Genomic DNA, 13,051 nt, shown 5'->3' with positions numbered 1-13,051 from the left:
GAACCCGGCCCCGGCGGCGCCCCCGCCGGCCGCGCTCACAGGTCGCGGGCGACCATCTCACCCCAGTGTTCGAAGCCGTGCCGTTCGTAGAACGACCGCGCGCGGTCGTTCTCGCGGTCGACGTCGAGGACCATGCGGTCCAGGGGGAGGTCCTGCTCGCGGGCGGCCGAGAGGGCCGCCGCCATCAGGTCGTCGGCGACGCCCGTGCCGCGGCGGGCGGGGCGGACGTACACCTCGTTGAGCACGGCGGCGTCCCACACGAACGCCAGCGACTCGGGGAGGACGAACACGTAGCCGACCAGCGGGGAGGCCCCGTGGGGGTCGCCGTCCGCCGGGTCCCCTCGCCCCTCTATCTCGCTCCCTTCCCGCTCCGCGACCGTCACGGTCGCCGCCTGCTCGTCGACGCAGCGGTCGACCCACGCCAGCCAGCGCCGGCGGTACTCGTCGGTCAGCTTCGCCTCGTACGTCGCCGCCTTCTCGTCGCCGCCGGTCCCGGCGCCGAGCCCGGTCTCGAAGCCGCGCTTCAGCGCCCAGAGGGCGTCGGCGTCGGACCGGTCGTACGGTCTGAGGATCACGTCCGCGCCGGTGTCCTCCCCCTCGGCCGCGTCGCCGTCGGTCGGGTCGTTCATACGCGGTCGACCGCGCCCGGCGGAATCAAGGTCGCGGTCCGGGCCGGGCCGGGACGGGCCGGCGCGTGCGGCGGTCGAGGCAGGACGGCGGCCGAACGCGTCCGTCACTTCCGGCGTACGCGGGCGAACCGGACCGCGAGCACGCCGACGCTCGTCGCCACGAGCAGCAGTTGCCACCCGGCCCAGACGAGGGGGAACACCCGTTCGACGTCCTCGTCCTCCGCGCCGGGGGAGGGGTCGACGCCGGTCGCGTAGTGGCGCGTCTCCGTGGTCGCGGGCTCGGCCGGCTCCGGCGGCGATAGGTCGACGAACGTCTGGAAGAAGCCCCGACGGTTCGACAGCCCGGCCCGACCGTTGAGCGTGTAGAACTGGTCGTGAAGTGGCCACAGGAGGTTCACGCCGTTCGCGACGAGGTCGAGGGCGACGCCGGCGACGGCGAAGCCCGCGAGCGCGACCCACGCGACCGCGGGCGCGGTTCCGCCGAGGCGTCCGCGGAGCCACGACTCCTCCCGGAGCCGGGTGTCGTAGACGAGGAGCGCGAGCACGAGCGCCGGGACCAGGACGTTGTGCCCGAGCGAGCGGTGCGCGCCGGCGAGGAACGGCGAGACGAACGAGTCGATGTCCGGGAGCGCCGTCGCGAGGAGGACGACCGCGACCGCCCGCCGGTCGAACGCCTCCTCGCGAAGCAGGGCCGCGGCCAGGAGCCCGCCGAGCGCCAGGTGGACGAGCGTGGACGGCACGGCGTGGTGTCGGGACGGCGAGGGTATGGCCGTTTCGCCGCCCGGGCGCCGCGGCACGGACTGCCCCGTGCGACGCCCGCCGTCTCCGACACGCTTACACGCGATTGCCACCACCGCCGAGGTATGACCGTGGGCGAGGAGGCCGACGGGACGCGCGCGGAGCTCGCCCGCCGGATCGCGGGGGAGATCACGCTCTCTGACGACCCCGGCGCGACGCTCCGCAAGTGGCGCACCGACTTCGACGTCTCGCAGACGGAGCTGGCCGACCGGATGGGGGTCTCCTCCTCGGTCGTCTCCGACTACGAGAGCGGCCGGCGCGAGTCGCCGGGGATCGGCCTCGTCTCCCGCGTCGTCGATGGCCTGCTCGACATCGACGAGTCGCGGGGGGCCGCGCGCATCCGCCAGTACGCCCGGGTCGTGAGCGCGGGGTTCGAGTCCGACATCGTCCGCGACATCCGCGAGTATCCGGCCGCCATCCCCACCGAACGGGTGTACGAGGCGCTCGACGCGACGGAGGTCACGCCCGGCGAGCGCGACACGGTGAACGGCCACACCGTCATCAACTCCATCGAGGCGATCACCTCGCTGTCCTCCGAAGAGTTCTACCGGCTGTACGGCCAGTCGACCGACCGCGCGCTCGTGTTCACGGGCGTCACCCGCGGGGAGTCGCCGCTGGTGGCGCTCCGGGTGGTGACGCCGACGCCGAACGCGGTGATCCTCCACGGGCTCGACGAGGAGGCGCTGTGGGACCACGCCGCCGCGCTCGCGAACGTCGACGGCTTCGCGCTGGCCGTCTCGACGGCGCCGCTGGAGGAGTCGCTCGATAGGCTCCGATCGCTGTAGGCGGCGCCGTCGGCCGCGCGGAGGCCTTACCGGGCGTCCTCGACGAACTCCACGACGCGCTCGGCGCCGACGAAGCCGTCCGCGACCCGGTCAACCTCCTCGGGGTCGCCGTCCTCGTCGGCCCGGAAGAGCGCGAGGGTCGGCACCGACCGGATGTCGTGTTCGCTCACGAGCGACGGGTCGGTCCGCGGGTTGACGAGCAGCACCGGTACCCCGGCCGCGCGGGCGACGCTTCCGAGAACGGGTTCGATACTCTGACAGAGGGTACAGCCCTTCGTGTAGAAGTCGACCAGCACGAGGTCGTGGTCGGCGAGCGCCGCACGGAGTTCATCGGGGAACTCGCGGGCGTCCACGTCGCGGGGTTTCGGCGCCGAGGTCGTCGCGTCTGCTGTATCGGGGGAGGGTGAACTCGTCACACTCCCGCTACGCGGCTCGCGATGAAAGGCGTTGCACCCGAGTGTGCCGCGGACGCACCGGCGACGGCCCGGCCTACTCGACGTAGTCGTACTTCCGCTCGCTCATGCGGCCCCACCCGGTGAAGACGAACTCGCCCTCGGGCTGGGTGAACTCCTCCAGCTCCACGTCCATGTCGTGGTTGTGGCGGTCGTGGACCCGTTCGTACTCGTCGTAGGTGAGGTCGTAGCGGCGTTCCAGCTGCTCGTCGACGTTCAGCGCCTCGACCTCCTCGCGCCAGCCGTCGGCGACGGTCTCGGCGTGGATCTCCGCCTGGGCGCCGGAGCCGTACGACGCCACGAGGAGCTTCCGGCCCGCGAGGTCCACGTCGTGCTCGGCGGCGTGGCGGAGCGCCGACGTGCGGGCGACGTGGACCGAGCCGGTGTACCAGTTGCCGACCTGCCGGGAGATGTCGAGGGTCGGCTCGATCACGTCCGCGTACCACGACCGGTACTCCTCGGTCTCCTTGAGGTCGTCCATGTACCCGCGGATGGCCTCCTCGTACGCCTCCCAGTCGTCGAACTCCGCCTCGCGGGGCTGGCGCCCGATGCGGCCCTCGAGGGCGTCCTCGATCTCGGTGTCGCGGATCATGTGCCGGTAGCCGAGCAGCCCGGCCTTCCGGACCATCCCCGGGAACGGCGTGTGGAACGGCACGTACGCGAAGTCGTCGGGGTGGGCGTCCCACGCGACCGACTCGAAGTCCGTGAGCGCCTCGCGCATCCGCGCGAGGTACACCTGCATCGAGCGCTTGCCGTCGACCGAGGGGAACTGCTGGTTCGGCTTCAGGAAGTCCGTCTCGTCGGCGCTGCCGTACCCCTGCTCGGTCGACAGTTCGACGACCGACGGGTCCTCGTCGATGAGCATCGCGACCGCGCCGGCCCCCTGGGTCGCCTCCCCGGGGTCGCCGCGGGCGTACAGCGCCGTGTCGGTCGCGATCACCAGCGCCGCGCGCCCGCGGTTGCGCCCCGCCTTGATCCAGTTGTACGCGTCGTCGATGGACTGGGTCCCCGCGACGCAGGCGAACTTCCGCTCGCCCTTGTTCGCGTGGTGGAAGTCGCCGTCGTACACCTGCTCCAGGCAGCCCGCGATGTAGGTGGAGACGGGCTTGGAGTTGTCGAACGCCGACTCGGTCGCCACGTCGATCCGGCCGATGTCCTGGGGGTCCAGCCCCTTTCGGTCGATCAGACGCTTGGCCGCGTTCGCGCCCATGGTGACGATGTCCTCGTAGGCGTCGGGGAACGAGGAGGTCTCCAGGCCGAGCCCCTTCGTGTACTTGCCGGGGTCCTCGCCCTTCGCCGGCGCGAACGTCCCCGGGAGGTCCAGCTGGAGTTTCCCGGTCCAGATCTCGATGGCGTCGATGCCGACTGCTGTCATGGCCGGGAGTACGGAGAACTGGGTTGTAGGTCTGTCGATGGTGAGATACGTCGATCGTCGAATTCAGGCGGCTCCGTCGTTCGGGTCGGCCTTCTCGCCGAGGTCTGTGACGGCTCCGGACTCGCCGTCCACTCTGAAGAGCTTCTGGTTGTTCGTTCGCACGAAGACGACCTCGTCGGCGCCGTTCCCGTCCTGGTCGGGTACCGAGGCGAGGGGGGCAACGGCGGCGTTGCCGCCGGAGTACGCGAGGGCGGTGTTCCCGGTCGCGTCGACGAACTCGATATTGCCGTTCCCCGTCACGTAGGGCACCTCGAGGTCGCCGTCGTTGTCCAGGTCCGCGGGCTGTCCGAGCGCATCCGCGTCCCTCACGACGCCGGTGGAGACGACGGCCCCGTCGTCGAGGTACTTGATCTCGTTGTTGTTAGTCCCGACGAACACGATGTCCTCGTCGCCGTCGCCGTTGAAGTCGCCGACTCCGCCGACGTAGGCCGCGGTGACGTCGGCTCCGCCGGCCGTGACGACGGAGCTCGACGCGTCAGAGGCGTCTATCTGTCGGAGGTAGCCATTGTTGTTCCCGATGAAGAGGACCTCCCTCGCGTCGTCGCCGTCGACGTCCCCAACCGAGAGGCTCAGCTGTTTCGCCTGCACGTCGTCCATGAAGACCGACTCCTCCCCGTTCTCGTCGACGATCCTGATGGACTGCTGGTTGTCGACGTAGGGGATCTCGAGCGTGCCGTCCCCGTCGAGGTCCGCCTCCTTCGGGCCGATGCCCTTCACTTGACTGGCGGAGTTGTAGTCGGTGAGCGTTCCGCCGTCGGCCGGAACGCTCGAGACGTCGCCGTCGTTCTGTCCGTTGAATCCCACGAACGCGACCTCGTCCGGCAGGGACGCGCTCAGGCCGCTACCGCCTCCGCCGCCCCCGCCCGGTCCGGCCAGAACCTCGACGGTCACGTTCGCGTTCAACGGCGCCCCGGGGTCGAATCCGGCCGCCGCGGGAGCGCCACCCCCGACCGTGAAGTTGAGTTCAGCCTCGCCGACGCCGTCGGCCCGGTACTCGAACACCGCGATCCCGTCCTCGCCGGTGCGGACCGTCGACCGCGAGAAGGACCCGTTCCCCGCCGCGGCTTCGACCGTCTCGCCCGCGACGGGGTTCCCGTACTCGTCGCGTACCTCGACGACGACCTCGCGGATTGACCCGTCAGTCATGCGCGTCGGGGCGCGCTCCACGTCGAGATACGCCGTCTCGGGGTCGCCCGTCGCCCCGGCGCCGACGTGGACCGCGGCGATCCCCAGCGAGTAGGTCCGGCTGTCGTTCAGTTCGATCGTGACACGGTTCGGGCCCGCTTGGCGCGTGGCGTTCACCCAGCCGGCGTCGATTTCGTCGGCCAGCAACTCCGCCCACGTGGCGGCACCGAGCGTCGTGGGGAACGTCACGTTCAGTTCGCCGGACACCCGCTCGCGGCGGTCGACCGTACTGACAGCGGCGGGGTCGATCGAGACCGTCGAGACGCCGCTCCGGTCGAGGTCGCCCAACACAGCGAGCAGGGTTATTCGATCGCCCTCGACGACCTGCTGGTCGGTCAGCGTGATGTTCCGGCCGGCCGAGAAGTTATTGAACGCGACGCCCTGTTCGATGCGCGTCGTCGGCGCCTCTCGGTACAGGTTGTACCGTGGCGCGTACACGACGAACTGGGTCGACTTGTTCAGGTTCGCGGGGTCTCCCCAGTAATCGTTCGCCTCGCCGTCGACCGAACTCGTCACGTCGACGTTCTCCAGCGTGACGTTCCCGTCGCCGGGCGGCTCGACGGTCCTGAGGCTCCCAGTCGCCGGCGGCGGGTTCACGAAGAACGTCCTGCTGGGATAGCGCGTCCCGAGATCCACCGTCGCGGGGGCGGCGTCGCCGGTCGTGCCCGTGGCGGAGATGCTGTTCGACAACTGCACCACGTCCGTCTGTGCCTCCTGATTGTGGAGGAACTCGACCTCCCTGTTCTGGTCGGGGACCACCGTCGCCTGGTACGTCGAGAGGGCGACGATCAGGAATCCGAAGAGGATCACCGCGCCGATCTGGACGGTCACGGCCCGGTCGCGCTCCCCCCGAGGCGTCATGCCCCGGTGTATCGCGGCGTCCGGTATAAGACTGCGGGACCGGCTATCAGTTCGCGGGAGACGCCGCCGGCTACTCGTCGTCCTCCTCCACGACCTCGGGGTCCGACATCGCCGACTGGAGGGAGTCGAGGCCGTTCACCCACTCGGAGACGAGCCCGTACTCCAGGTCCTCGACGACGTCCATCGGGAGATCCTCGCCGTCGATGATCCGCGTGCCCGCCTGCACGAGGTAGCCCAGCGCCGCGTCCACGTCCTCCTCGGCCTCGGCGGCGGCGGCCGCCTCGACGTACTCGGCGACGCTTCCCTCCTCGGCGGGGCCGCCGACGACGTACTCCTCGGCGGCGTAGAACACGCACACGAGGCTGGTCTGGACGCCGTCGATCAGCATCGCCTTCTCCTCGTCCTCGAACTCCGCCTCCGCGAGGACGATGTCGCGGACGTCGGCGATCTCGTCGGTCGCCTCCTCCTCGGTGAGGCGGTCGTCGTCGTACGCGGAGACGATCTTGGCCACGGCGATCGCGGTGTCGTCCTGGAGGTTGAGCAGCAACCGCGCGGAGTCCTCGTTCTCCGGGTCGAGGTCCTCCTCGGCCACGCGGTCGAGCCAGTTCTGCCACCGGTCGGCGGTGTAGAACGTCTCCTCGGATTCGGTCATACCCACACGGTTTCGGCCTGCGTTGATATGCCTTTCTTCTCCCGGAACGAGCGGCGATCCGGGCGTGTCCGGCGATCTCGGGGAGTGTGAGGCGCCCCCGTGGACCGGGGTCGCGACGGCCGGAGTCGGAGCGACCGCCGGCGGGGTTCGCCCGCCGCCTCGCTACGCCGGGTCGAGCGTCCCCTCGGTGTCGATCCCGTAGACCGCACGCGGCGTCTCGACGTGGGCCGTCCGGACCGCGTCGTCGCGTCCCTCCTCCAGCAGCCACCGAACCCGTCGGGGGACGGTTTTCGGCCCCATCACGGCGCCGGGCCTGTCGGGGTCGTCGACGAAGTCCGTCTCCATCAGGAACGGCTCGCCCGTCCCGCCGGCGACCGAGAGGCGGTCCTTCTCGCTCATCACGCTCGGCGTCGGCCCGGCGAGCCGGCCGCCGGCGTAGTGTTTCACGACCCGCGTCGGGTCCATCCCCGCCTCGCGGGCCCAGTCGGCTATCTCGGTCAGGTCCTCGCTGGCCTCGGTGTGGAGCTGCACGGGACAGTCGAGGTCGGCGCCGCGGGCGAACGCGTGGCGCATCACCTCGTTCGACGCCTCCCGGACCGCGTCGCTCACGTCGTAGTGTGGACGGCCGGACTTCAGGCCGAGCGCGCGCCCGTCCGCGACGAACTCCGCGGCCACGTCGATTCCGGCGCCCATCAGGTCGCGCGCCTCGGCGGGGTCGTACCCCTCGTCGTCGACGAGCCGGGAGATCAGGCCGGGATGGACGCCCAGCACCGGCCACGCGTCGCCGCGGAGGCGCTCGGCGGCCTCGCTGACAACACCGATCGTGGTCTCGAACACCGGCCGGAAGTCCTCCGGCTCCGCGGGAACGGGGCCGAGGTGCCACGACGGCTTGTTGACGACGATCAGGTGGGTGCCGCCGAGGCGGGCGAAGTCGTCGACCGCGGCCATCCCGCGGCCGTGATCCGGATCGAGGTGGAGGTGGTTGTCCAGCACGGGCGTGCCCAGGTCCTCGCTCATGGGCGGGGTTGGATCGCGGCGGGCGAAAACCCCTTCGGGGCGTCCGGCGGGGTCGGACCCGCGACGGATCGGCCCGTGCGGATCTCGAACTGCGAATCGCCCCGTCCCGCCCGGCCCGGGTCAGAACGGGGTCCGGTCGCGCGCGATAACGCTCGTCGACTCGTTGTCCGGCGCGGTCCACACCAGGTACACGTCCGTCCCCGGCGGGACGGGGCCGGTGCCGGTGTCGTCCGAGAGTTCGATGTCGTCGCCGCCGGTGAGCGGGTAGCGCGTCTTCGGCGCCGTCCGCTCCTGCCCGCTGTCCGCGACGAGCGTGAGGTTGCCCGTGTTCTGTTTCGTGATCGTCGTCCCGCCGTAGATGCTGGCGATCACCGCGTAGTCGTTGCCGTCGGAGACGTACGTGAACTCGACGGACACCGGCGGCGGCGCGGTGCCGAGACCACCGGAGACGCCGAGCATGGCGGCCCCGAGCACGGCCGCCAGTACCACCGTGATCGCGACCATCGTCACCGTGGCGACGACCGGCGTCACTCCCCGGTCGCGGGCGAACGTCGGTCCGCGTCGTGGCCAGGACATCGGTCTCTGGTGCGGGTCAGACGGTCAGCCGGACGCCGCGGTCGGTTGCGACTGCCCCGGTCCGTCGTTTAGCTCCACCGCTCCGGGAATCAGTCGTGATTCTCGGAGGGCGTCCGGGCTGGGGAGCACTCGCCCATCGACGGGGTCGGGCCCGGACGGGTTCACGGCCGGCCGGTTTTGTCGCGTCGCCCCGGTTCGCGACGCGGACGTCGGCGAAACCGCCCCCGGAAACGGCCGCTCCGAGGTCGCAACCGCTCTTTTCGTGACGATACGTCGAACGTATCGAGGAAGTTGCGGCGGGTTACCGTCGATACTACTGATATAACAAACCCGAGTGGGACGGAACGGAAGGGCATGGCCACACAGACCCCGGATAACATGCTCCTGGACTGCTATCAGCGGTACGTCGGCGACCTGGAGCAGGTCTCCGAGGTGGACGTGTACCTCGGCGCGGGGCTCACGATGGGCGGACTGGCGCTGTCGATGGCCGGCTGGATCGCGTTCCTGTGGAACGAGACGGCCACCCACGGGACGGCACAGTTCTTCGCCGTCCGGGAACTCACCATCGCCGCGGTGGGCCTCGGGATCCCGGTGTTCGTCCTCGGCACGGTGGCGATGCTGCTCGGGAGCGACCGGGTGACGGCGCTCGGCGTCGTCGGACTCGCAGTGAGCGTGGCCGCGGTGCTGCTGTTCGTGGTCACCTACCCACGGGCCTGGGACGCCCCGAACCAGTTCAACGCGCCGACCGGCGTGTTCCTGTACGGGGTGGGACTCGGCGCGCTGCTGTTCGCCGCGGGCGCCGCCTACAGTTGCCGGGTGACCGGAGTGAGGTGATCGTTCGGACGTGACCGGTCACTCCTCGGCTTCGGTCGACTCCGTCCCGTCCGCTTCTCCGCCGCCGGTCGCCTCCTCGCCGGATTCGTTGGTTTCTCCGGGTAGAGGGCCCGGAGCGCTCCCGTCGCCGTCTTCTGATTCCTCCGACGGAGAGATCCCGTCCCCGCCGGCGCCCGGGTTCGGCGCCTCGTACACGTAGCAGTACCCGTCGTGGACGACGTAGTACACCTCGTCCTCGGGGTTCTCCACGACGCTGGAGTCGGTGTCGATGGCGAAGTCGACGAGGTCGCCCAGCGAGTGGGCGCTCGCGCGGGGGAGGTCGCGCGCCTCCGGCGGGAGGTCGATGGCGTTGATCCACTCGTCGAACGTCTCGCGGTCGTCCTCGAACGCGAGGCGCTCGCGCTCGGCCTCGGTGAGCGCGATATCGTTGCGTGCGCGCGCCAGCACGAGCGCCGCGAGGCCGACGAACGCGGCCCCGAACAGCGTCGGCCCGCCGGCGGCCGAGAGCGCGTCGGGCTCGCGCGGGACCTCGACGGTCCGCGTCGTCTCGAACTGCTTCCCCCCGGCGGTCCCGTTCACGACGTACACTCCGTTCTCGAAGGAGATGCCGAGCACGTACTCCTCCGTCCCCTCGACCGACCGGCCGTTGACGCTCCCGCTGTAGCGGACTGTCGTCACGACCGACATGCGGGGATCGCCCGGGGGGTTGTCGAGCTGCTCGTCGATCTGTTCGGTCTCGTTGATCGTCCCGTTCACGTCGACGGTGAACGGCGCCGTCACGGTCTCGTTCGGGCGGAGCGACTCCGCCGCCTCCGGCGGCAGGTCGCGCGTCCGTCGCCACACCTCGACGGTCCTGTCGTCCCGCTCCGTCACCGACCGGACGACCACTTGCCTCGTGATGGCGAGGTCGAGAGATCCGCTATCGCTCGCGAGGTAGCGGAATCGGAAGGTCCCGTTCAACACTGGCGTGATCTGCTGGAAGTACAGCGATCTGTTCGACAGTGTCCTTCCGACCGGGTACAGCGAACTGTTCTCGGTGACCGTCGCCGAGTGGTCGTAGCTGGCGTTGATCGACCACGAGGAGACGGTCCGTTGCTCGGTCGTCGTGCCCGGCGAGACGTGTGCGCCGAAGGTGAGCCACCCGCCGACGAGCGCGAGGACGACGAGGAGGATTACGATCGTCTCGAACTGTGTGTCGAGTAGTGCTCGCGCGCGCAACCCCCTGTCGGCCATGCTCTCCCTGCGTTGTTGTCATTAGATTGTTATGAAGGGCGTATCCGTGGTTGGGTCGAACTACCGGTAGAGATTCTGGAGTCTGCGGCGGACCGAGTCGAAGATGGACGTCTCTCTATCGCGTGATCGCGTCCGAACGCGGCCAGTTCCGGCGAGTTTGATTCCGAGTAGGTAGAACGGGATCCCGAGCATCGCGTCAATGGCGACGATCGGTGCCCAGGGGTGGAAGTGGTAGAGCGCGCGCATAATCGGAAGTGGAAGAAGTGCGAAATAGCGGTGCTGTGATATGAACCGCCTGTAGTGACCGATCTGTTCGGGTGCTTGGAGTGTCACAGTAGCCTCTGCCTGTCCTCCCCCCGGAATATGAACTTGAGTGGGATGGGCACTCAGGCCTTCTGTCGCCGGAGCGAGGAAGACGATTACGGGGATGACTCCTCCGTTCTTGAGTGAGATCTCGATAGTCCCTGATTCACCGGCAGGAATGACGGTCGGTTGTTCTGACTCGAATTCAGCACTCACAACTCCGATTTCCTCGTTTCCGGAGGGCCCGATCATACCAACTGTGGCTCCAAGAACGAGTAGAGCGGCAAATACACCGACGACGAGTCTGCTATCCAGTCCGGTGTCCCGAGTCCCGTCTCTCGACCTCCCTTTTCGAGTTCGAGACCGCCACTCGCCGATGACGTACCAGATCAGACTCCCGAGAAATCCCAGATAGGCCAGACCTTGCGCTCCGACTACTGCGCCTGTTCCGAGGAGTTCGGCGAGGAGTCCCTGAACAGTACGAACTCCATTTTGTACATTGGTAAAGAGGGTGCCCAACTGGGGAATTACTACGACTTCACCGTTTATTTGCCACAGTTTGCCGATTATCTGCGGATCTTTGACGGGTGGTTCACCACTATCTTGGTCGGTAAACGGGTTCGCGTCACCTTTGGTGATATATCCCCTATCGGTTTCACCGGCGACTCGATGAGTCGTGAGTCCACCTCCCTGAATCTCTTCTGCGCGGTAAACGACTACATCCCCGGGCTCTACTGGCTCCGACAATGCTGACGGAATCATGATGAATCCGTCTCCCGGATTTAATGTCGGCTCCATGCTGTCGGTCTCAACGAACCCCAATAGAACCGGCTGCCCGAGTACCTGACCGGCTATCATCACGACGACTACGAGAACGATCAGAGATTGAATCGACCAACTTAGCAGCAGTTTTAGTTTCATTGTCAAGTTCTCGTCCTCTCAGGGGCGTTCACAGGAGGAGCTGAGCCCGTTCAACCGACAGGGAAATCAAAATAGAATATTTATTTATCAGCTATCAGCCGTTACCCCCCGGACCGTTTCCGAGTCGGACTGGCCCACTGTTGAGGTCTTCGGAGGCCTGTACGAGGAAGTCGTCGTCACCTCCGATCCCGTCGGTTCCAGTGAACATGCCGTCGTCATTGGTGTAGTCGAGATCATCGTCCGCGTTCCCGTCGTCACGCGTGTCGATCGTCACACCCACGTAGGCCGTTCCCCCGGAAGGCAGACTAACTGGACCAGCAGTTTTACTAAACAGTCCTCCTGCGGACCCGGGCAGGTCCTCACCGAAGTAGAAGGCCACATCTTCCATCGCATCGTAAATCCCAACCTCCAGGTCTTCGGGCCCAGTATTGGTGATCTTGAACACGTCGTCGAAAGCTTGGAACGCGTCCGGATTCAGACTGGGGAATTTAAGTGCCAGTTCCAACTCTCCCCCGGAGTCCCCTACGTTAGCGAATTCAGCTTTCCCACCGTGCTGATTTCCGGGCCTAAACTGTAGATTCGCCTCGCTGTCTTTGACAGTTCGTCCGGTGATTGCGCGCTCTGCTTCGAAGCTTGAGACGGCACCGGTACTCATTGCAGCCGCCCCGCCGGCGGCGAGCGATCCCAATCCGACCACGAATTTCCTTCGTTCCATGGTTTCGTACCTCGTGCACGCCGCCGAGGATCATCGGGCACCTCCGTGGCGTGCTCATTCTCCACCTCGGGAGGGACCATCTTTGGTATACACTTCGCCTTGACCAGATACGTAGATTTCAGGACCGTAGAGCGACTCAACGGCCTGAAAAGGGGATACCTTGATCGGTAACTTCAGCATAGGTCCGACAGACCCGAACGACTATCTCGGTCCGAAACAGTGGAGCGTGGATCTGCTGAGCGTACACTCCGAGACGCGTTCGAATCTTTTGTAGAATTGATCTCGGGACAACGTACGCCCTAAACGCCATTTAGCAAGGCTGGTGGGTAATCAAGTGGGTGGTTCGGCAGTGGTGCGAGTGAAAAATCTGGATGCTTAGATATCAGGACTGCGAGCCGTCAGAGTCTTCGGCCACCAACGTCACCGAGCCGCCGTTCGAAGAAATGCTCCCACGGGTGTCGACGGTGAATTCGATGACGTCGTTCGCCTCGTTTCCAGGACCGATCTCGACGTTATCAACGAGCGTCGCGCTGACGGCGTTCGACAGATCGGTTTGGAGATTTGTCAGTCTCGCATAGTCCTCGCCGTTGTTGACTACGTTCACCGCTCTGAACGTGGTCACGGCCTCGTTGTTCAATCCGGTACCGTCCGTGTC

14 protein-coding genes are annotated in these 13,051 nt (G+C 67.4%); 2 read left to right on the top strand and 12 right to left on the bottom strand.

What is annotated here, in order from left to right; translation table 11 throughout:
• Window positions 1-35 precede the first annotated feature (35 nt).
• Together ACQUQ1_RS17400 and ACQUQ1_RS17395 are read right to left on the bottom strand one after the other, a co-directional pair.
• Window positions 36-629, bottom strand: a complete 594-nt coding sequence (locus tag ACQUQ1_RS17400) for a GNAT family N-acetyltransferase (protein ID WP_435065571.1) — start codon at window positions 627-629, stop codon at window positions 36-38.
• A 104-nt stretch (window positions 630-733) separates the two neighbouring features.
• On the bottom strand, window positions 734-1,369 hold the full coding sequence (locus tag ACQUQ1_RS17395; protein ID WP_435065570.1) for a metal-dependent hydrolase: 636 nt from the start codon (window positions 1,367-1,369) through the stop codon (window positions 734-736).
• Between the two features lie 123 nt (window positions 1,370-1,492).
• Here ACQUQ1_RS17395 and ACQUQ1_RS17390 point away from each other — a divergent pair, with 123 nt between their 5' ends.
• Window positions 1,493-2,212 (top strand): helix-turn-helix domain-containing protein, encoded by a 720-nt coding sequence (locus ACQUQ1_RS17390; RefSeq protein WP_435065569.1) that lies wholly within the window; start codon window positions 1,493-1,495, stop codon window positions 2,210-2,212.
• Between the two features lie 26 nt (window positions 2,213-2,238).
• On the opposite strand, the gene ACQUQ1_RS17385 is transcribed toward ACQUQ1_RS17390, so the two are convergent.
• The 6 genes from ACQUQ1_RS17385 to ACQUQ1_RS17360 form a co-directional block, all read right to left on the bottom strand.
• On the bottom strand, window positions 2,239-2,628 hold the full coding sequence (locus ACQUQ1_RS17385; RefSeq protein WP_435065568.1) for a thioredoxin family protein: 390 nt from the start codon (window positions 2,626-2,628) through the stop codon (window positions 2,239-2,241).
• A 73-nt stretch (window positions 2,629-2,701) separates the two neighbouring features.
• A complete protein-coding gene (hmgB, locus tag ACQUQ1_RS17380; protein ID WP_435065567.1) occupies window positions 2,702-4,039 on the bottom strand; it encodes a hydroxymethylglutaryl-CoA synthase in 1,338 nt (445 codons plus the stop codon).
• Between the two features lie 63 nt (window positions 4,040-4,102).
• Window positions 4,103-6,145, bottom strand: coding sequence for a hypothetical protein (locus ACQUQ1_RS17375; RefSeq protein WP_435065566.1), 2,043 nt, complete (start codon window positions 6,143-6,145; stop codon window positions 4,103-4,105).
• A gap of 70 nt (window positions 6,146-6,215) precedes the next feature.
• Window positions 6,216-6,797 carry a DUF2150 family protein gene (locus ACQUQ1_RS17370; protein ID WP_435065565.1) on the bottom strand — a complete coding sequence of 194 codons (582 nt, stop codon included), beginning with the start codon at window positions 6,795-6,797 and terminating at the stop codon, window positions 6,216-6,218.
• A gap of 162 nt (window positions 6,798-6,959) precedes the next feature.
• Window positions 6,960-7,814, bottom strand: a complete 855-nt coding sequence (locus tag ACQUQ1_RS17365) for a TatD family hydrolase (protein ID WP_435065564.1) — start codon at window positions 7,812-7,814, stop codon at window positions 6,960-6,962.
• Window positions 7,815-7,934: 120 nt separating this feature from the next.
• Window positions 7,935-8,390, bottom strand: a complete 456-nt coding sequence (locus tag ACQUQ1_RS17360) for a type IV pilin (protein ID WP_435065563.1) — start codon at window positions 8,388-8,390, stop codon at window positions 7,935-7,937.
• A 354-nt stretch (window positions 8,391-8,744) separates the two neighbouring features.
• Here ACQUQ1_RS17360 and ACQUQ1_RS17355 point away from each other — a divergent pair, with 354 nt between their 5' ends.
• Window positions 8,745-9,224 (top strand): DUF7139 domain-containing protein, encoded by a 480-nt coding sequence (locus ACQUQ1_RS17355; RefSeq protein ID WP_435065562.1) that lies wholly within the window; start codon window positions 8,745-8,747, stop codon window positions 9,222-9,224.
• Window positions 9,225-9,242: 18 nt separating this feature from the next.
• Here the strand turns inward: ACQUQ1_RS17355 and ACQUQ1_RS17350 are convergent, their stop codons facing one another.
• From ACQUQ1_RS17350 to ACQUQ1_RS17335, 4 genes are all read right to left on the bottom strand, one after another.
• Window positions 9,243-10,457 (bottom strand): DUF5305 domain-containing protein, encoded by a 1,215-nt coding sequence (locus ACQUQ1_RS17350; RefSeq protein ID WP_435065561.1) that lies wholly within the window; start codon window positions 10,455-10,457, stop codon window positions 9,243-9,245.
• Between the two features lie 60 nt (window positions 10,458-10,517).
• Window positions 10,518-11,681: a signal peptidase I gene (locus tag ACQUQ1_RS17345; RefSeq protein WP_435065560.1), complete on the bottom strand. Its 1,164-nt coding sequence runs from the start codon at window positions 11,679-11,681 to the stop codon at window positions 10,518-10,520.
• 94 nt (window positions 11,682-11,775) lie between these two features.
• On the bottom strand, window positions 11,776-12,396 hold the full coding sequence (locus ACQUQ1_RS17340; RefSeq protein ID WP_435065559.1) for a hypothetical protein: 621 nt from the start codon (window positions 12,394-12,396) through the stop codon (window positions 11,776-11,778).
• Window positions 12,397-12,778: 382 nt separating this feature from the next.
• The coding region (locus ACQUQ1_RS17335) for a hypothetical protein (RefSeq protein ID WP_435065558.1) at window positions 12,779-13,051 on the bottom strand (273 nt) is incomplete at its 5' end.

The organism is Halobaculum sp. EA56 (genome assembly GCF_051195075.1).
GTDB lineage: Archaea > Halobacteriota > Halobacteria > Halobacteriales > Haloferacaceae > Halobaculum.
Note: the sequence above shows the minus strand (reverse complement) of the source record. Positions and strands in the feature narration are given on the sequence as shown.

Bases quoted from the DNA above. Each gene is read 5' to 3' on its own strand.
- ACQUQ1_RS17350 (WP_435065561.1), bottom strand. From the start codon at position 10,457: ATGGCCGACAGGGGGTTGCGCGCGCGAGCACTACTCGACACACAGTTC.
- hmgB (WP_435065567.1), bottom strand. From the start codon at position 4,039: ATGACAGCAGTCGGCATCGACGCCATCGAGATCTGGACCGGGAAACTC.
- ACQUQ1_RS17365 (WP_435065564.1), bottom strand. From the start codon at position 7,814: ATGAGCGAGGACCTGGGCACGCCCGTGCTGGACAACCACCTCCACCTC.
- ACQUQ1_RS17390 (WP_435065569.1), top strand. From the start codon at position 1,493: ATGACCGTGGGCGAGGAGGCCGACGGGACGCGCGCGGAGCTCGCCCGC.
- ACQUQ1_RS17360 (WP_435065563.1), bottom strand. From the start codon at position 8,390: ATGTCCTGGCCACGACGCGGACCGACGTTCGCCCGCGACCGGGGAGTG.
- ACQUQ1_RS17375 (WP_435065566.1), bottom strand. From the start codon at position 6,145: ATGACGCCTCGGGGGGAGCGCGACCGGGCCGTGACCGTCCAGATCGGC.
- ACQUQ1_RS17370 (WP_435065565.1), bottom strand. From the start codon at position 6,797: ATGACCGAATCCGAGGAGACGTTCTACACCGCCGACCGGTGGCAGAAC.
- ACQUQ1_RS17355 (WP_435065562.1), top strand. From the start codon at position 8,745: ATGGCCACACAGACCCCGGATAACATGCTCCTGGACTGCTATCAGCGG.
- ACQUQ1_RS17345 (WP_435065560.1), bottom strand. From the start codon at position 11,681: ATGAAACTAAAACTGCTGCTAAGTTGGTCGATTCAATCTCTGATCGTT.
- ACQUQ1_RS17400 (WP_435065571.1), bottom strand. From the start codon at position 629: ATGAACGACCCGACCGACGGCGACGCGGCCGAGGGGGAGGACACCGGC.
- ACQUQ1_RS17340 (WP_435065559.1), bottom strand. From the start codon at position 12,396: ATGGAACGAAGGAAATTCGTGGTCGGATTGGGATCGCTCGCCGCCGGC.